Source organism: Pseudonocardia sp., from assembly GCF_029263155.1.
Taxonomy (GTDB): Bacteria; Actinomycetota; Actinomycetes; order Mycobacteriales; family Pseudonocardiaceae; genus Pseudonocardia.
Genome location: NZ_JAJCYB010000125.1, coordinates 1 through 17,386, shown reverse-complemented (window position 1 = coordinate 17,386; position 17,386 = coordinate 1). Strand labels below are relative to the sequence as shown.

General features: G+C 75.4%; 18 protein-coding genes. 8 read left to right on the top strand and 10 right to left on the bottom strand.

Features of this window, described 5'->3' with window-relative positions:
* Window positions 1-44 precede the first annotated feature (44 nt).
* Both Q1K26_RS26840 and Q1K26_RS26835 read left to right on the top strand, forming a co-directional pair.
* On the top strand, window positions 45-467 hold the full coding sequence (locus tag Q1K26_RS26840; protein ID WP_300019044.1) for a thioesterase family protein: 423 nt from the start codon (window positions 45-47) through the stop codon (window positions 465-467).
* Window positions 464-1,087, top strand: coding sequence for a hypothetical protein (locus Q1K26_RS26835; protein WP_300019054.1), 624 nt, complete (start codon window positions 464-466; stop codon window positions 1,085-1,087). Before Q1K26_RS26840 ends, Q1K26_RS26835 begins: the two co-directional genes overlap by 4 nt.
* A 3-nt stretch (window positions 1,088-1,090) precedes the next feature.
* Here the strand turns inward: Q1K26_RS26835 and Q1K26_RS26830 are convergent, their stop codons facing one another.
* Complete coding sequence (locus tag Q1K26_RS26830) at window positions 1,091-2,605, bottom strand: alpha-amylase family glycosyl hydrolase (RefSeq protein WP_300019042.1); 1,515 nt, start codon at window positions 2,603-2,605, stop codon at window positions 1,091-1,093.
* 65 nt (window positions 2,606-2,670) lie between these two features.
* Here Q1K26_RS26830 and Q1K26_RS26825 point away from each other — a divergent pair, with 65 nt between their 5' ends.
* The 3 genes from Q1K26_RS26825 to Q1K26_RS26815 are packed head-to-tail and all read left to right on the top strand — an operon-like array spanning window position 2,671 to window position 4,942.
* Window positions 2,671-3,222: a sigma-70 family RNA polymerase sigma factor gene (locus Q1K26_RS26825; protein ID WP_300019040.1), complete on the top strand. Its 552-nt coding sequence runs from the start codon at window positions 2,671-2,673 to the stop codon at window positions 3,220-3,222.
* The gene (locus Q1K26_RS26820) at window positions 3,219-3,911 is read left to right on the top strand and encodes an anti-sigma factor (protein WP_300019038.1); all 693 of its coding nucleotides are present in this window, start codon (window positions 3,219-3,221) and stop codon (window positions 3,909-3,911) included. The genes Q1K26_RS26825 and Q1K26_RS26820 overlap by 4 nt, the downstream gene beginning before the upstream one ends.
* 20 nt (window positions 3,912-3,931) lie before the next feature.
* A complete protein-coding gene (locus tag Q1K26_RS26815; RefSeq protein ID WP_300019036.1) occupies window positions 3,932-4,942 on the top strand; it encodes a hypothetical protein in 1,011 nt (336 codons plus the stop codon).
* 91 nt (window positions 4,943-5,033) lie between these two features.
* Here Q1K26_RS26815 and Q1K26_RS26810 read toward each other — a convergent pair whose 3' ends face one another.
* From Q1K26_RS26810 to Q1K26_RS26795, 4 genes are all read right to left on the bottom strand, one after another.
* A complete protein-coding gene (locus Q1K26_RS26810) occupies window positions 5,034-5,417 on the bottom strand; it encodes a globin (RefSeq protein ID WP_300019034.1) in 384 nt (127 codons plus the stop codon).
* A 5-nt stretch (window positions 5,418-5,422) separates the two neighbouring features.
* Window positions 5,423-6,397 (bottom strand): mechanosensitive ion channel domain-containing protein, encoded by a 975-nt coding sequence (locus tag Q1K26_RS26805; RefSeq protein ID WP_300019032.1) that lies wholly within the window; start codon window positions 6,395-6,397, stop codon window positions 5,423-5,425.
* Complete coding sequence (locus Q1K26_RS26800; protein WP_300019030.1) at window positions 6,394-8,508, bottom strand: prolyl oligopeptidase family serine peptidase; 2,115 nt, start codon at window positions 8,506-8,508, stop codon at window positions 6,394-6,396. The genes Q1K26_RS26805 and Q1K26_RS26800 overlap by 4 nt, the downstream gene beginning before the upstream one ends.
* A gap of 139 nt (window positions 8,509-8,647) precedes the next feature.
* Window positions 8,648-9,325 (bottom strand): pyridoxamine 5'-phosphate oxidase family protein, encoded by a 678-nt coding sequence (locus Q1K26_RS26795; RefSeq protein WP_300019028.1) that lies wholly within the window; start codon window positions 9,323-9,325, stop codon window positions 8,648-8,650.
* Between the two features lie 68 nt (window positions 9,326-9,393).
* Here Q1K26_RS26795 and Q1K26_RS26790 point away from each other — a divergent pair, with 68 nt between their 5' ends.
* Together Q1K26_RS26790 and Q1K26_RS26785 are read left to right on the top strand one after the other, a co-directional pair.
* Window positions 9,394-10,809 (top strand): PLP-dependent aminotransferase family protein, encoded by a 1,416-nt coding sequence (locus tag Q1K26_RS26790; protein WP_300019026.1) that lies wholly within the window; start codon window positions 9,394-9,396, stop codon window positions 10,807-10,809.
* 9 nt (window positions 10,810-10,818) lie between these two features.
* The gene (locus Q1K26_RS26785) at window positions 10,819-11,328 is read left to right on the top strand and encodes an O-acetyl-ADP-ribose deacetylase (RefSeq protein WP_300019024.1); all 510 of its coding nucleotides are present in this window, start codon (window positions 10,819-10,821) and stop codon (window positions 11,326-11,328) included.
* A gap of 118 nt (window positions 11,329-11,446) precedes the next feature.
* Here Q1K26_RS26785 and pruA read toward each other — a convergent pair whose 3' ends face one another.
* Together pruA and Q1K26_RS26775 are read right to left on the bottom strand one after the other, a co-directional pair.
* Entirely contained in the window at window positions 11,447-13,066 is a 1,620-nt protein-coding gene (pruA, locus tag Q1K26_RS26780; RefSeq protein ID WP_300019021.1) for an L-glutamate gamma-semialdehyde dehydrogenase, read from the bottom strand.
* 116 nt (window positions 13,067-13,182) lie between these two features.
* Entirely contained in the window at window positions 13,183-14,742 is a 1,560-nt protein-coding gene (locus Q1K26_RS26775; protein WP_300019018.1) for a helix-turn-helix domain-containing protein, read from the bottom strand.
* Between the two features lie 83 nt (window positions 14,743-14,825).
* Here Q1K26_RS26775 and Q1K26_RS26770 point away from each other — a divergent pair, with 83 nt between their 5' ends.
* A complete protein-coding gene (locus tag Q1K26_RS26770) occupies window positions 14,826-15,737 on the top strand; it encodes a proline dehydrogenase family protein (protein ID WP_300019015.1) in 912 nt (303 codons plus the stop codon).
* 42 nt (window positions 15,738-15,779) lie between these two features.
* Here the strand turns inward: Q1K26_RS26770 and Q1K26_RS26765 are convergent, their stop codons facing one another.
* From Q1K26_RS26765 to Q1K26_RS26755, 3 genes are all read right to left on the bottom strand, one after another.
* Complete coding sequence (locus tag Q1K26_RS26765) at window positions 15,780-16,238, bottom strand: pyridoxamine 5'-phosphate oxidase (RefSeq protein ID WP_300019011.1); 459 nt, start codon at window positions 16,236-16,238, stop codon at window positions 15,780-15,782.
* 46 nt (window positions 16,239-16,284) lie between these two features.
* Complete coding sequence (locus Q1K26_RS26760) at window positions 16,285-16,698, bottom strand: hypothetical protein (RefSeq protein WP_300019008.1); 414 nt, start codon at window positions 16,696-16,698, stop codon at window positions 16,285-16,287.
* A 118-nt stretch (window positions 16,699-16,816) separates the two neighbouring features.
* A partial coding sequence (locus Q1K26_RS26755) for an isochorismatase family protein (RefSeq protein WP_300019005.1) occupies window positions 16,817-17,386 on the bottom strand: 570 nt, incomplete at its 5' end.

Sequence of the window (17,386 nt, the reverse complement as noted above, 5' to 3'; positions counted from 1 at the left end):
CGGCGCGTCGGATCGGTCGACCCGCGGGGTGGTTGGGTGGGGGCGTGACGCACTTCGTCGCGCAGGTGCCGCTGCGCTGGACCGACCAGGACTCCTACCACCATCTCAACCACGCCCGGGCCGTCACGCTGCTGGAGGAGGCGCGGATCGCGCTGTTCTTCGACGAGGCCACCGCGGACGGGATCACCGGGTTCGCCGGCGGGCTGCTCGTGGCGGACCTGTCCGTGCGCTATCGGCGGCAGGTGGCCTACCGGTCGCACACGTTGCGGGTGGCGATGGGTGTCGGCGCCGTGCGGGCCGCGTCGTTCGTCATCCGCTACGCGCTGCACGACGGTCCCGGTGCCGACGCACCGGTGGCGATCACCGCCGAGACGACGATGGCGACGTTCGACCTCGCCGCCGACCGGCCCCGCAGGCTGACCGGGCAGGAGCGGGCATGGCTGGGCACGTGGGAGTGGTCGGGATGACCGAGTTGACGATCCCGGACGCCGACGACCGGGGCGATCTCGGCGCGTTCGTCGGGCGGGTGGTGCGACTCGACGCGGTCGCCACCGTGCGGCTGCAGGTGGCGGGCGGGATCGTCACCGCGTGGGCGTCCACCCCGTTCGACGTGCTCGCCACCCGCGCCGTGCACGGCACGCTCGATCCCGCCGACGTGACGGTCCCGGCCCCGTCGCTGCTGACCGCCCTGTCGGTGGACCGGGCCGCGACCGTCGATCCCGGCACGGGCGGGCTCTGGCAGGGGGAGCTCCCGCCGCCCGAGGGCTGGGCGGTCGTCGACGACGTCCCGGCCGCCGAGGTGGAGCGGCTCACCGAGCGTGGGCTCGCGCTGGCCCGGGAGAACGCCGGACCGCTGGGCCCGCCCGCGTCGCTGCTCGACCAGACCGTCCTGACGGTGACCGCCGCCACCGGGAAGCCCGCGGTGAAGGTGCCGATGCGGTGCCTGTTCGCGCTGTCGGGGATGGGGTTCGTCGGCGGCGTCGACGGCGTCGTGCGGGTGTCGGCCACCGGGAGCTGGCTGCGGCTGGACGCCCGCTACGGCGCGGTGGTGCGCCGCCGGATCACCACGCTGCCGCTGCTGGTGTAGCGGTCACGCCAGCCAGGCGGCCGTGTCCGGTGGAAGCAGATCGCCGTCGAGGGGGCCGCTGACCAGCAGGATCTCGCCAGGGGGCAGGGGCACCGCGGCGTCGCCGGTGTTGAGCGCGCACACCAGCGTGGATCCGGCCCGGCGGAAGGCCAGGCACCCCGCGGGCGCGCCGAACCACTCCAGTTCGGTACCGGCGAAACCCGGGTGGGAGCGGCGCAGCTCCAGCGCGCGCCGGTACAGCGACAGCGTCGACGCGGTGTCCTCGAGCTGGTCGGCGACGAGCCGGTCTGCCCAGTCGTCGGGTATCGGCAGCCACGGACGGCCCGCGGTGAACCCGAACCCCGGGGGCCCGCCCTCCCAGGGCAGCGGCACGCGGCAGCCGTCGCGACCGGGGTCGGTGTGGCCGGTCAGCCTCGAGCGCGGGTCCTGGCGGACGTCGTCGGGCAGGTCGACGTCGGGCAGTCCCAGCTCCTCGCCGTTGTAGAGGAACACCGCACCCGGCAGGGCGAGCTGCACCAGCGCCATCGCGCGGGCGCGGGCGACGCCGGCCGGGCCGCCGCCGTAGCGGGTGACCGGCCGCGGGGTGTCGTGGTCGGACAGTGTCCAGCTCGGCGGCGCCGGGGTGCCGGCCACCGCACCGAACGAGCCCTCGATCGCCGTGCGCACCGCCGCGGCCTCGAACGGGGCCTCCAGCAGCCGACGGGTCAGGCCGATGTGCAGCTCGTCGGTCCGCACGTAGCGGGCGAACGCGGCGTCGTCGTGGGCGCAGATCTGGCCGGTCGCCACCCGCCCGGGGAAGTGGTCGATGACCGCGCGCACCATCCGGAGCACCTCGTGGACGCCGTCGTCGTCGAAGCGCGGATCGGGACCGACGCCGGGGGCGGGTGAGTCGGGCAGCCCGTCGGGCTTGCTCATCGCGTGCGCCGCGTCGATGCGGAAGCCGTCGACGCCCCGGTCGAGCCAGAACCGCACCGTCTTCTCCAGATCGGCCCAGACCTCCGGGTTGGTCCAGTTCAGGTCGGGCTGATCGGGGGAGAACAGGTGCAGGTACCACTCGTCATCGGACAACCGCGTCCACGCGGGCCCGCCGAACACGCTGCGCCAGTTGTTGGGCGGGCCACCGCCACGTCCGGGCCGGAAGTGGTAGCGCTCGCGCTCGGGGCTGCCCGGGGCGGAGTCCCGGGCCGCCCGGAACCACTCGTGGTCGGTGGACGTGTGGTGGGGAACCAGGTCGATCGTGACCTTCAGCCCGTGCGCGTGCGCCTCGGCCAGCAGGGTGTCGAACTCCGCCAGATCACCGAACACCGGGTCGACATCGCGCGGGTCGGCCACGTCGTAGCCGTGGTCGGCCATGGGGGAGGTGTAGAACGGGGTCAGCCACAGCGCGTCGACGCCGAGTAGCTCCAGGTAACCCAGGCGCGCGCGGACGCCCGCCAGGTCGCCCACGCCGTCACCGTCGGAGTCGGTGAAGCTGCGCACGTAGACCTGGTAGACGACCGCATCGCGCCACCACTGCACGGGGGAATCTTGCCAAACTTCCGCCTCGGTGAACGAAACTCGTGCCGGGCGCGTACTACGCGTCGATGGACATCACGACGGCAGCGGCAGCGGGGGGTTGCGTGCTGCGCAGCGAGGAGGGCCTGCGGGCCGCGCACCGCGCCCACGCGGGCGAGCTGTACCGGTTCGCCCTGCGCCAGCTCGGTGACGCCGGCACGGCCGAGGACATCGTGCAGGAGGTGTTCCTGCGGGCGTGGCGGTCGGCCTCCGCGTTCGACGAGCGCCGCGGCTCGCTGCGGGCCTGGCTGTTCGCCATCGCCCGCAATCTCGCGGTGGACCACGCGCGCAGCCGCGCGGTCCGCCCGGTGCAGCCCGTCGAGTCCGACCGGCTGGTCGCCCTCGCGGGCGGTGACGGCGGTTTCGACGAGGCGACGATGACGGCGTGGACGGTGGAGGAGGCGTTGCGGCGGCTGTCCGAGGACCACCGCGTGGCGCTGGTGGAGACCTACCTGCGCGGGCGGCCCTACGCCGACGTGTCCGCGGAGCTGGGGATACCGGTCGGTACGGTCCGCAGCCGGGTGTTCTACGGGATGAAGGCGCTGCGACTGGTGCTGGACGAAATGGGAGTGCAGCTGTGACGGGCGAGACGCATCGGAGTCTGCGGGAGGAGCTGGGCGCCTACGCGCTCGGCCAGCTCTCCGGCGACCGGTGGCGGGCGGTGCACGACCACCTGGAGGTGTGCGCGCTCTGCCGCACCGACCTCGACGAGATCGCGCCGGTGGCCGGGCTGCTGGGGGTCACCCGCGACCGGCTGCGGCCCGACGACCTCACCGGTGACGTCACCCCGGCCCCACCACCGCTGTCCGACGACCTCCTCGCCGAGGTCCGGACCGAGTCCGGGCCGGCGTCCCCGGGGGAGCAGGCCCCGCCCCGTCGCCGCACCGCGCTGCTGGCCGCGGCGGCGGCCGCGGGCGTGCTCGTCGCCGGCGGGATCGGGTTCGTCGTGGGCGGCTCGGGCGGGCCGGACGTGCCGAGCGAGGCCGTCGCCGTGCGGGCGCTCGCGCCGGGCATCGCCGCGGAGGCGGCGCTGATCAACCACACCTGGGGCATGGAGGTCGTGCTCACCGCCACCGGGTTCGAGGCGGGTGAGGCGTACGTCGTCACCGTCACCGACGACGCGGGCAACACCGTCGGCGCCGGCGAGTTCCTGGGCACCGGCGACGACCGGATGCGGTGCAACCTCAACTCGTCGATCCTGCGGGCCGACGCGTCGCTGGTCCAGGTCACCGCACCCGACGGCGAGGTCGTCCTCGACGCGGCCGTGTGAGGCGTGCCACGCTGCACCGTGTGGAGCTCAGTGACGACCCGGCGCTGAGCCCGGTCCGTGTCCTGCTCGAGGAGCACCTCGCGCTGCCGTCGACGACGTGGAGCTCCGGTGGTCCCGGCGCCGTGGCACGGTTCGCGCGGGGGGCCGACGAGCCCGCGCAGCGTGGGCCGAACAGCGTGGTCACGGCTCGGGGCGGGCTCCGCGTGGTGCTGCCCGACGACACGATCAGCGTGGCCTACGAGACCCCGTCGGACCGCGACCCGATGCGCTGGCACCACGGCGTGGCGTTCTGCGTGCCCGACGAGGCGGCGCGCCGGTCCGGGCGGCGGACCGTCACCGAGCTGGGGCCCGACGACGGTGCGCTGCGCCCGCCGGACCTGTCCGGGGTGCTGTTCGACCTGGGGCTGGGCCTGCCCACCGTGGACGTGCTGGTGCGTACCGCCGACCCGGACACGCTCGCCGTGCTGCGCGCCGCCTGCGGCTCGGACCCGCATGCCGAGGGCGTGCTGGAGCGGCTGACCGCCGGGGGACGGAGGGCCGACGGCGGGAGCCCGGGCCCGGCCGCGCCGCAGATCGTGGTGCTGACCGCCGCCGGACGCATGGAGATCGCGGCGGCCGGCGCGGGTACGCGCCTGTCGCTGCGGCCCGCCCGGATCGGTGCGGCCCACTCCCCGGCCCTGCCCGTCCCGGACGGGTGGACCCCGGTGCTGCGGCTGCACCCCGCCCATCCCGCCGCCGAGCCGGACGGGCGACCGGTGCCGTTCGATCCCGAACGCGACGCCGCGTTCGCCGCGGTGCGCTCCGAGCACGGCGACCCGGTGCTCGGAGTGGTCGTCGCCGACGTCGTCGACGCGGTACGGGCGATGCGCGGGCCGGAGACGCTGCGGCTCGCCGACGACCCCGCCACCCGCGCGGTCGTCGCGGTCACGCTGCGGCGGCTGGCGTTCACCGACGGCACCTCGGGCACCCTCGCCGCCTGGCGTGGGCAGTACGGGCCGTCGCCGGAGCTCGTCGACCTCGACGCGGAGTAGCGCGCAGGCCCCGACTCGCGCGCACGCAGGGCCCGACTCGCGCGCACGCAGGGCCCGACTCGCGCGCACGCAGGGCCCGACTCGCGGGGGGTCAGAAGTCGGAGTTGACCATGCTCTGCGCGGCGTAGGTCATGTACTGCCAGATCTGCTCGCGGTTGGCGTCGTCGAAGCCGGCCTCGTCGACGGCGATCGCCATGCAGCGCAGCCACGCGTCACGCTCCAGCGGGCCGACCTTGAACGGCGCGTGACGCATCCGCAGGCGCGGGTGCCCGCGCTGGTCGGAGTAGGTGCGCGGGCCGCCCCAGTACTGCTCGAGGAACATCCGCAGCCGCACCTCGGCCGGCCCGAGGTCCTCCTCGGGATAGAGGGGACGCAGGATGTCGTCGGCGGCCACCTCCTCGTAGAAGCGGGCGACCAGCTTGTGGAAGACGGGGGCCCCGCCGACCTCGGCGTAGAAGTTCTGGGGTTCGGACACGGTCCCTATCCTCCGGGTTTGGCCAGCGGGGGTCCCGCCGGGGGGATCGGGGGCAGCAGCCCGGGGCGCGGGACGAGCGCGTCGTCGAAGGCGTCGGTGACCGCGGCGTTGAGCGCGCGCTGCACGGCCCACTGCTGGCCCGGCGCGACCTTCACCGTCAGCCGCAGCGTGACCCCCTCGGGCCCGACGCGCTCCACCCCGAGCACCTCGACCGGCTCCAGCACCGACGCGACGATGTCCTCGCTCGCAACCCGCTCCTCGGCCACCTGCCCGAGCAGCGTGGTGGCCTCCGCGATGTCGGCGCTGTGCGCGACCGGGACGTCGACGACGGCCACGGCGTAGCCCTGGCTCTTGTTCCCGACGCGCAGGATCTCACCGTTGCGGACGTACCAGACGGTGCCGCTGATGTCGCGCAGCGTGGTGATGCGCAGCCCGACCGCCTCGACGACGCCGCTGGCCTCCCCGAGATCGACGACGTCGCCGACGCCGTACTGGTCCTCGAGCAGCATGAACATGCCGGACAGGAAGTCGCGCACGAGGTTCTGCGCGCCGAAGCCGACCGCGACGCCGACGATCCCCGCCGAGGCGAGGATCGGGCCGAGCGCGACGCCGAACTCGGAGAGCACCATGATCGCGGCGATCGACAGGACGATCACCGAGATGGTCGAGCGCAGCACGGAGCCGACGGTGCGGGCCCGCTGTGCGCGCCGGACCGGGACCGCCGGGGCGGGTGCCGCGCCCCGCCGGCGGGGCAGGCGGGCGTTCGCCGCGCCGTCGACGATGCGGGTCACGAGGCGGTGCAGCAGGAAGCGCGCCACGAAGGCGAGCACCAGGATCAGGGTGATCTTGAACCCGATGCCGACGATCGTGTCCGCGGAGCGGGCCAGGAAGTCGTTGTTGGTCCACTCGTAGAAGCGGGCGCACCAGGTGCCGGCCTCCGCGGCGCAGGCGGGTTGTTCGGGGAGCAGGGAGGCGGTCATGGGCGGATCTCCAGTCCGGTGTGAGCGGCCAGGAAAGCGAGCTGGTCGGCGGCCAGCCCGACGGTGCGCGTGACCGAGCGGGCGCCGTGGCCGACGTCGGTCTCGCGGCGGATGAGGATCGGGGCCCCACCGGTCGTCGACGGGCTGCTCGTGGCGTGCTGCAGCGCGGCGCACATCTTGCGGGCGTGCAGCGGGTCGACGCGGGTGTCGGAGTCGAACACCGTGAACAGCACCGCCGGGTACGCGGTGCCCTCGGTGACGTGGTGGTACGGCGAGTAGGACAGCAGCCAGCCGAGTTCGGTGGGGTCGGCGGCGGTGCCGTACTCCTCGTTCCAGGTGCGTCCGAGCGAGAACTCCTCGTAGCGCACCATGTCCAGCAGCGGCGCCGAGCACACGACGGCGCGGTAGAGGTCGGGACGCTGTACGAGTGCGGCGCCGACGAGCAGGCCGCCGTTGGAGCCGCCCATGATCGCGAGCCGGTCGGCGGTGGTGTCGCCCGCGGCGATCAGGGACTCGGCCGCGGCGTGCAGGTCGTCGAACACGTTCTGCTTGTTCGCGCGGTTGCCGGCGCGGTGCCAGTCCTCGCCCTCCTCGCCGCCGCCGCGCAGCGACACCAGCGCATACCCGCCACCTGCGGCGACCCAGGCCAGCGCGGCGGCGGAGTAGGCGGGCTCGCGGCTGATGCCGAAGCCGCCGTAGCCGGTGACCAGCGTGGGGCGGGGCCGCGCCCCGCCGGAGGGCGTGATCACGAACATGCGCACGGTCGTGCCGTCGGCCGAGACGAACTCGCGTTGTTCGGTGCGCACGTCGGGCACGGCGACGGCGCCCGGGGCGGTGTGCTCCAGCACGGTCGCGCCCGCTTCGTAGCGGTGCACCTGCGGTGGAGTGACGAGGTCGGTCCAGCCGATCCACAGCTTCCCGTGCTGGTCGGGGGTGTCGCGGTCGGCCACCGAGAGGCCGGTCAGCGAACCCGTGCCGGGCAGCGGGACCGTGCCCCGAGGAGCTCCGTCGAGGCCGTGCAGGGCCAGCTCGGCGACGGCGTGCCGCGCGCGGGCGAGCACCAGCAGCGGGTCGCCGCCGGGGACCTCCAGACGTCGCACACCCTCCAGCACCGAGCCGGGGTCCTCGGCGACCAGCGCGCGCCAGTGCTCACGGCCCGGCGTCGCCGGGTCGGTGGCGGCGAGGCGCCAGCGCGGCGCGCCGTCGGTGGTGTGCAGGTAGAGCAGACCGTCGCGGTCGACCCAGGCGTTGCACTGCACGTCGTCGTCCTGGGTGAGCAGGCGCGTCAGCGGGCCGGTTTCGTCGGTTCCGCCGAGCGCCCCGATCCACAGGCTGTCGCGGCGCGCGGTGCCGACGTTGGCGGTGACGAGCAGCCAGCGCCCGTCGCGGGAGACCCGCACGCCGTAGTAGTTGTGGCCCTCGTACAGGCCGGGCCCGTCGACCAGGACGTCGGAGGTGGTGGGCGTGCCGAGCCGGTGCCGCCAGATGCGGCGGTGGAACGCCTGCTTGCCGTCGGGCACCTCGGCGGCGTCGACCATGCGGACGTAGAGGAACTCCTCCCCGCCGGGCAGCCACGCCACGTCGGAGTAGCGGCAGCGGTCGATCGGCGGCTCGACGTCCTCGCCGGTGGTGACGTCCAGCACGTGCAGCACCGAGTGCTCGTCGCCGCCCGCGGAGAGCTGGTAGGCCAGGCGCGCGCCCTCCAGGTCGGGCACCCAGGAGTCCAGGGTGGTCCGGCCGGTCGGGTCGATCGCGATCGGGTCGAGCAGCGTCCGTTCGGTGCCGTCGGGCTCGCGGACCAGCACCACCGCGTGTTCCTGGCCCGGCTCGCGGCGCACCGAGAACGCGCGCCCGGCTCGCCACAGCGGGGCCGAGACCGAGCCCGCGGCCATCAGCTCGCGCAGCGCGGCGGCCAGCGGTTCACGGCCCGGCAGCGGGTCCAAACCCGCTGCGGCCAGCTCGTCCTGCGCAGCGGACCACTCCACGGTGCGGGGGTCGTCGGGATCCTCCAGCCAACGGTAGGGATCGGCGACGGCGTGGCCGTGCAGCGTCTCGACGAGGTCGAGGCGCTGCGCCGAGGGGTAGGTCGCTGCGGGGCGGGACGGACTCACGCGGTCCGAGGTTAGTTCACCCGGTCCGGTGGTCCGTCGCCCCCGGTGGCTGACCGCGGTTCGCGCGCCGAACCGTGTCTCGCGCGCTGCCGACCGCGCGCGGGACACCGTCCGGCGCGCGGAAGCCGGGCCGGTGGGCTCACCGCGGGCGGCCGCCGCCGGGGGTCCTCCCCTCCGACACGTGCGCCGGCACGGGCGTGTCGCCCGGCAGGAGCGGGCACGGCACCGGGGTGTCCACCACGGTGCGCATCGGCAGGACTCCCGCCCACCGGCCGTCGCCCGCGGTGTCGTCGGACTCGTCGTCGCCGGGTGGGGCGGTGCGCACCTTGACGCTGGCCTCGGTGAGGTCCAGGGCGAGCACCGAGGTGGCGGCGAGCTCCTTGCGGCTCGGCGGGCGGGCGTGGTCCCAGGCGCCGGGCGCGATGTTCTCGGTGACGGCACGCAGCCCGGCGAGGCGCTCGGCGTCGTCGGTGACCAGGCGGGGGACGCCGTGCACCACGGCGCTGCGGTAGTTCATCGAGAAGTGGAACACCGAGCGGGCGTGCACCACCCCGTCGACGTGGGTCACGGTGACGCACACCGGTCGCCCCTCCGCCGCGGCGCGCAGCGAGCAGGCGCCGGTGGATCCGTGCAGGTAGAGCACGTCGCCGATGCGGCCGTAGCCGGTGGGGAGCACCAGCGGTGCGTCGTCGAGCACGATGCCCAGGTGGCAGACGATCCCGGCGTCGAGCACGGCGTGGAGGTCTGCGCGGTCGCTGCGGGCGCGGTCGGGCAGGCGGCGGATCGTGCTGCGGTCGGTGGGCGAGAGGTCGCTCATGGGATGAGCCTGCGGGCAGAAGTGGCATTGTGGGAGAGCCAATCCTGTCCGAGTTCGGAAGGCCACTCATGGAGCTGCCGCCGCTGACGCTCGACCGCACCGCCGAGCGCCCGCTCGCCGTCCAGCTGGCCGACGCGCTGCGGGCCGCCACGGCGGGCGGGGCGCTGCGGGCCGGGGACCGCCTGCCGTCGACCCGGGCACTGGCGGCCACGCTCGGAATCAGCCGCACCGTGACGGCGGCGGCATACGACCAGCTGCTGGCCGAGGGCTGGGTGGCGGCGCGCCGTGGCGCCGGGACCTACGTGCAGCACACCCCGCCACGTGCCCGGTGCAGCACGGCCACCTCGCCGCAGCCGGATGCCGGCCCGGTGGCCGTGCGGCAACCGGACCGGCCCGCCGGCGTCGATCTGCGGGCCGGCACGCCGTGCCTGGACGCCCTCGACCGCGCGGCGTGGCGGCGGGCGTGGCGCGCCGCGGCCGACCCGCCGCCGGACCTCGCGCCCGATCCCGTCGGGCTTCCGGCGTTCCGCGGGGCGGTGGTCGAGCACCTGTTGCGGCACCGGGGGCTGCCCGCCGATCCGGACACCGTCCTCGCCACCGCGGGCAGCACCGCGGCGGTGGCCGAGCTCGCCCGCACGTTCCCGGCCGGGGCGCGGGTCGGGGTGGAGGAGCCGGGCTACCAGCGGGCCGTGTCGGCGCTGCGCGCCGCGGGCTGCGCGGTGGTGCCGTTGCCGGTGGACGCCGCGGGCCTCGTCGTGGACGCCGTCCCGCCCGGCCTCGCGGCCGTCTACTGCACGCCGGCGCACCAGTACCCGCTCGGCGCGCGGCTCTCGGCCGCGCGGCGGGTGGCGCTGGTGGAGCGGGCCCGCGCGGAGGGGTTCGTCGTCGTCGAGGACGACTACGACGGCGAGCTGCGCTACGACGTGGCCCCGCTGCCGCTGCTGGCCGCGCTGGGCCCGGACGTGGTGGTCCATCTCGGCACGGCCAGCAAGCTGCTCACCCCGACCCTCGGCGTCGGCTGGCTCGTCGCGCCCCCGGCCGTCCGGGAGGCGGTGCTCGCGAACCGCGCGGCCACCGGCTGCCGCCCGGCGACGGCCGGGCAGCGCGTGTTCGCCGCGCTGGCCGCCCACGGCGACCTGCCGCGGCACCTGCGCCGGTTGCGGCGTGAGCTGTCCGGGCGTCGCGCCGCGGTGGTGGCGGCTCTCGGCGCGGCCGGCGTGCCGGTGCGCGGCGACGAGGCCGGCGCGCACGTCGTCGTCGAGCTCTCCGACGGCGCCGCCGAGCAGACGGCGATCGAGGGCGCGGCGCGGCGCGGGGTGCTGCTCGACGGCCTGGCCCGCCACCACGCCGGACCTCCGTCGACCGCGGGGATCGTGCTGGGCTACGCGGGGCCGCAACGCGCGGACCTCCTCCACGCGCTGGCGGTGGTGGCGGCGCCGCCGTGGATGCAGGGCGGGCGGGAGGCCCGGGGCGGGTGGATCTAGCCTCGCGAGATGGCCATCACCCTCCATCGCGGTGACATCACCACCGACGCCGCGGCGGACGCCATCGTCAACGCCGCCAACTCGAGCCTGCTCGGTGGCGGGGGCGTCGACGGGGCGATCCACCGCGGCGCCGGGCCCGCGCTGCTGCACGAGTGCCGCTCGCTCGGTGGCTGCGACACTGGCGACGCGAAGATCACCGGTGCAGGTGACCTCCCGGTCCGCCACGTCATCCACACCGTCGGCCCGGTGTGGCGCGGGGGCACCGACGGCGAGCCGGAGCTGCTGGCGTCCTGCCACCGGCGCAGCATCGAGCTGGCGGCCGCGCACGGTTGCGCCCGCGTGGCGTTCCCGGCGATCAGCTGCGGGATCTACGGTTACCCGCTCGATCTGGCCGCGCCGATCGCGATCGCCACGACGGCGGCCGCGCTCGCCGACCATCCGTCGGTGGTGCAGGCGCGGTTCTGGCTGTTCGGCGACGACGCGTACGCGGCGTTCGAGCGGGCGCTGGCCCGTTCGTAGGGTACTGCGGGTCGGGTCCGGCGGGCCGCGGGCCGCCGGGGCGGTGGTCCCCGTCGTGATCGCGGTCGGTGGTGCAGGCACGACACGGCTGTCGCTCCCGCACCGCAAGTGACGATCATCAGCCCTGGTGCGGGTAGCCCGACACCGTGGGCGGCACGAACGTCTCCTTGATCGTGCGGGGGCTCACCCAGCGCAGCAGGTTGTAGATCGAGCCCGCCTTGTCGTTGGTGCCGCTCGCCCGTCCGCCGCCGAAGGGCTGCTGGCCGACGACGGCGCCGGTGGGCTTGTCGTTGACGTAGAAGTTGCCCGCGGCGAACCGCAGGGCCTCGCTCGCCCGGGCCACGGCCGCCCGGTCGCGGGCGATCACCGCGCCGGTCAGGCCGTGGGGGGCGCCCGCGTCCACCCGCTTCAGCACGGTCTCGAAGTCGCCGTCGTCGTAGACGTGCACGGCGAGCAGCGGTCCGAAGTACTCGGTGCGGAAGACCTCGTGGGTCGGGTCGTCACCGACGGCGACGGTCGGGCGCACGAAGTACCCGACGGAGTCGTCCGCGGTGCCCCCGGCGATCACGTCGAGTTCGCTGCGGGCGATCGCCTGGGCGGCGGTGACCTTGTCGAAGCTGCGCCGGTCGATGACCGCGCCCAGGAAGTTCGAGAAGTCGGCGACGTCACCCATCGCGAGCGCGTCCACCTCCGAGGCCAGGTCGTCGCGCAGCACCGACCACACGCTGCGGGGCACGAACGCGCGGCTCGCCGCCGAGCACTTCTGGCCCTGGTACTCGAAGGCGCCGCGGACCAGCGCGGTGCGCAGGACGTCGACGTCCGCGCTGGGGTGGGCGAGCACGAAGTCCTTGCCGCCGGTCTCGCCGACCAGTCGCGGATAGGTCGCGTAGCGCCCGATGTGCGCGCCCACCTGGCCCCACAGGTGCCCGAAGGTGGCGGCACTTCCGGTGAAGTGGATGCCGGCCAGTGCGGGATCGGCGAGGAGCACCTCGGAGACGTCGCGGCCGTCCCCGGTGAGCAGGTTGATCACGCCGGGCGGCATGCCCGCCTCCTCCAGCAGCCGCATCGTCAGGTGTGCGGCGAGGGACTGGGTGGGCGAGGGCTTCCAGATGACGGTGTTGCCCATCAGCGCGGGGGCGGTGGGGAGGTTGCCGGCGATCGCGGTGAAGTTGAACGGCGTGATCGCGTAGACGAAGCCTTCGAGGGGGCGGTAGTCCATCCGGTTCCAGACACCGGGGCCGCTCTGCGGCTGGTCCTCGTGGATCCGGCGGCCGAAGGCGACGTTGAAGCGCCAGAAGTCGGCCAGCTCGCAGGCGGAGTCGATCTCGGCCTGGAAGCAGGTCTTGGACTGGCCCAGCATCGTGGCGGCGTTGATGCGGTCGCGCCAGGGGCCGGTGAGCAGGTCGGCGGCGCGCAGCAGCACGGCGGCGCGCTCGTCGTAGGGGAGCTCGCGCCAGGCCGGGGCGGCGCGCAGGGCGGCCTCGACCGCCCCCTTGGCGTCCTCGCGGGTGGCGTTGGCCCCGGTGCCCAGGACGTGGGCGTGGTCGTGCGGGGCGACCACGTCGAACCGCGCGCCCCCGGCCAGGTGCTGGGCACCGTCGACGGTGACGGTCAGCTCGTGGTGGCGGCCGCCGACCTCGGCCAGTGCGGCCTGCAGGGAGGCCCGCTCCGGGGTGCCGGGGGCGTAGCTGCGGACCGGCTCGTTGTGTGGGACCGGTGTGCGGGTGAGCGCGTCCATGGTGAGCACCCTAGGAACCGGGACGGGCGCGGCGGTATGTCGGATCGGACGACAGCGGCGGGCCGGAGTGGTCCGATCCGATGACGGCACGACCGGCGCTGCGACGTGGAAGCCGCTCACGCGCGGGTGGCGCGCAGCAGGTGCAGGTGCAGCACGAGCCGGGCGGTGGGGTCGTCGAGCGCGACCCCCGCGACCTCGGCGGCCCGGCGCAGGCGGTAGCGCAGCGTGTTGGGGTGCACGGTGAGCCGGCGGGCCGCGACGCGGACGTCGCCCAGGGCGTCGAGGTAGGCGCGCACCGAGCGGGCCAGCTCGCTGCCCTGCTCGGCGTCGTGGGCGAGCAGGGCCGCGGCAGTGGGGTCGTGCAGGTCGGCGAGCAGGCCCAGCGCCTGGTCGAGCAGGATCTCCGCGCGCAGGTCGCCGATGGCCGCGACGTCGGCGCCGGACGCCATCGCGTCGAGTACGCGGTCGGCGTCGACCCGCGACGCGGGCACGCCCCCGAGAGCCGGCACCCCCGAGCCGATCCCGGCCTGCACCCGCACCGCCGCGCGTCGGCGGGTGACCGCCACGACGTCGGCACACATCGCCGCCAGCGCGGGCGGCACCGCACCGGGCGCGACGCCGGGCAGCACCGCGTACACCCGAGCGCCCACCGGCGCGGTCAGCGCACCGCGACGGAAGGTGGCGGCGTGCACGGACACCACCTCGGCCAGCTCCGCGGCGCCCAGCTCGTGGGCCGCGCCGCCGCGCACCGCGAACGCCACCACGACCGCGGGCGCGTCCACGTCGAGCCCGAACGTGCCCGCGACGAGGTCCGCGCCCACGCGCCCGTCGAGCAGCCCGACCACGACGTCGCGGCTCCACGCGTCCCGGTGCCGCGACCGCCGCCGGACCAGGTGGCCCGCCGCGACCCGCGCCGCCCCGACCAGGACGCCCTCCGCGCGCTCGGCCAGCGGCGAGGCGCCCTCCTGCACCCAGATCGTGCCGAGCTGCCGGTGCCCGGCGTGGATGCCGACGGCCAGACGCCTGCGGATGCCCAGCTCCGCGTGCTCGTCGATGCGCACGACCTCCTCGCCCGCGCGCAGCCGGTCGAACACGCCCCAGCCGCGCAGCGTGGCGAGGTAGCCCGCCGGGCCTTGCCAGCCGAGGATGGAGAGCCTGCGCAGCTCGTCGGGGGCGGTCGAGTCGGAGCGGGAGTAGGCGAGGACCCGGTTCCCGGTGTCCTCGATGCTGACCAGCCCGCCGGTGAGCAGCCCGATCGTCTGGGCGAGGGAGTACAGGTCGCCCGGATCGTCGTCGGCGCCATCCCCGCCCGCGCCGCCGTCGAGCACGCCGTGGACGAGCTGCTCGAGCTGGTCCCAGCGGGCGTCCGGGCGCACGGCCAGCAGGGCCACCCCGGCGTCGGCGGCCGCGTCGCGCAGCTCGGGCTCGGCGCTGCGGTCGGTCTTGACGGCCACCGCGACGGCCCCGTGGCGGGCGGCCGCGCGCAGTGGGCGCACGGCGTCGCGGCCCCGCGCGCCGATCAGCAGCACGAGACGCCCCGGCTGCTCGGCCGGGTCGTCGTCGGGGTCGACGATCGCGGTGCCCGACACCGGGGCGTCCAGGCCGGACGGGGCCACCAGCACGTCCACCAGCGGTTCCCCGATCGCGGCGAGGATCTGGGCGAGGGTGGCCTCCATCGGTGGATCGTACGAGCAGCGGCGGGATTCGTTGTCGGTTCGGATGAACCGGAGGGTGCGCGCGGCCGCCTAGCGTCCCACCCATGCTGAGGACCGCGATGCTCGCCGCGTCCCGATCGGGAGCGCTGCGCACGTTCGCCGAGAACACCCCGCTGCTGCGCCCGGTCGTCGACCGGTTCGTGGCGGGGACCACCACCGACGACGTGCTGGCCGTCGCGCGGGAGCTCGCCGTCGACCGGCTCGTCACCATCGACCATCTCGGCGAGGACACCACCGACCGGGAGCGCGCGGGCGCCACCGTCGACGCGTACCGCGCGCTGCTGCAGCGCCTCGCCGACGGCGGGCTCGCCGACCGCGTCGAGGTGTCGGTGAAGCTGTCCGCGCTGGGTCAGAGCCTGCCCCGTGACGCCGAGAAGATCGCGCTCGACCACGCGCGGCAGGTCTGCGAGGCGGCCCGCGCCGCCGGCACCACCGTCACCGTCGACATGGAGGGCCACACCACCACCGACTCGACGCTGGGCATCGTGCGCGACCTGCGGATGGACCACCCGTGGGTCGGTGCGGTGCTGCAGGCGCAGCTGCGCCGCACCGAGGCCGACTGCCGTGAGCTGGCCGGGCCGGGGTCGCGGGTGCGGCTGTGCAAGGGCGCCTACGACGAGCCGGAGTCGGTGGCGTTCCGCGGGCGCTCCGAGGTGGACCGCTCCTTCGTGCGCTGTCTCACCGTCCTCATGGCCGGCGGGGGCCTGCCGATGGTGGCCACCCACGACCCCGTGCTGATCGACATCACCCGACACCTCGGGCGCGGCCGGGCCTACGAGCTGCAGATGCTGCACGGCGTGCGCCCACACGAGCAGCGCGCACTGGCCGCGGCGGGGGAGACCGTGCGGGTCTACCTGCCCTACGGCACCGAGTGGTACGGCTACTTCGTCCGGCGCCTCGCCGAGCGACCCGCGAATCTCGCGTTCTTCGCCCGGTCCCTGCTCACCCGGAGCTGACCCCGGCGGGCGGCCGCACGGCAGCCCGCCGTGCCCGGGTGGTCAGGCGTTGCCGTAGACCCTGCGCGGCGTGACGAGCACCGCGACCCGGCGCTCGTCGCGCATGGCGCGGTCGTAGGCGTCCCAGTCGTCGTGCGTGCCACCCGCCGCGGCGAACACCGCCCGCAGGAGCAGGCGCAGCGGCTCGGCGTCGAGGCCGGGGTCGTCGGGCCCGAGCAGCTCGCTGTGCCCGTCGACCCCGACCCACCGCCACCCCGCGCGCCACAGCAGCGAGGTGGCCGGGCGGGCGCGCAGCGTGCGCAGCTTCACCGGGCCGTAGGTCACGTAGCCGACGACGGGCTGTCCCGTGAGCGGGACGGGCTGTCCCGTGAGCGGGTGGTCGAGCACGCCCGCGTTGACCAGCGACGTGTGCGGCGTGCCGTCCGCACGCACGACGCTGACGCTCGCGAGCCCGCTGTCCCGGGCCACGACGGCGCGAACGCCGGCGAGATCGACGGTCACGGACCCTCCCCGCTGATGCCGTCACGGCGGTGGTTGTGCCGTGACGCTACAACAGCCGGCGGGCCCCGCCGCGGGTGCTCAGGAAGATCCCGCGCAGCTCGACCGCCGCGGCGATGCACGCGTCGGTGAGCGCCTGGGCCCAGTCGCGGTCCTGGGGCAGCGTCCGGTCCGGGCCGAGGCGCTCCAGCGTGAGGATCACCGACCCCGGGCCGAGATCGGTGGCCAGCTCGTCCCGCAGGCCACCGAGCACTCCCGCCAGGCCGGCCAGGCCGCCGGGCTCGGGATGCCGGGGCAGGTCGGCGATCGGCATCACGACGGGTGCCTGCCGCCCGTCGCCGTCGACGAACATGATCCAGAGCTGGCGGTCGGTGCAGGCGCGGCCGACGAGCGCGCGGACGCGGTCGAGCACGTCGGCGTCGGTGAGCAGGACGGGGGCGTCGGTCGGGTTCGGGATCGTCATGCGGGCAGGGTGACCGGGCGGCGAGCGATCGCGTGGGCGTTTCGGGGAACTCGCCCGCACTTCGGAGCCGCAGTGCTGCTCCCGGGCGGCGGAGACAGCAGTACGGCTCCGACGTGCGTCAGCGGAGGTGGGTGAGGGCGTCGGGCAGGTCGGTCACGTCGGCGTACTTCGCGTCCAGGTCGCGCAGGTTCTGCTCGTGCAGGTCCCGGGTGCGGTCGGCGCAGGCGCCGGCCACGACCTGGGGGCGGAAGCCGTGGCCCAGCGCGTCGGTCGCGGTGGCCCGGATGCAGCCCGATGTCGAGACGCCGGCGATCACCACCGTGTCCACCCCGGCCGCGTGCAGCGTGGGTGCGAGCGAGGTCCCGAAGAACGCGCTGGCGTACTGCTTGGCCACCACCGGCTCACCCGGCGCGGGGGCGAGCACCAGCTCGCCCCAGCCGCCCTCGGCGCCGTCGGCGAACGCGGCCAGCGCCGGCACCTTGCGCACGAACAGCCCGCCGTCGGCGAGGCCGGGCGCGTAGCGCACGACGGTCCAGACCACCGGGAGCGCGACGGCGCGCGCGGCGTCGACCAGCGCCGTCGTGGCGGCGACGGCGGGCGCCGGGTCCGGCACCAGGAACGGCCCGCCCGGTTCGGTGTAGGCCCGCACCAGGTCGACGACGAGCACGGCAGGCCGGTGCCCCCACCC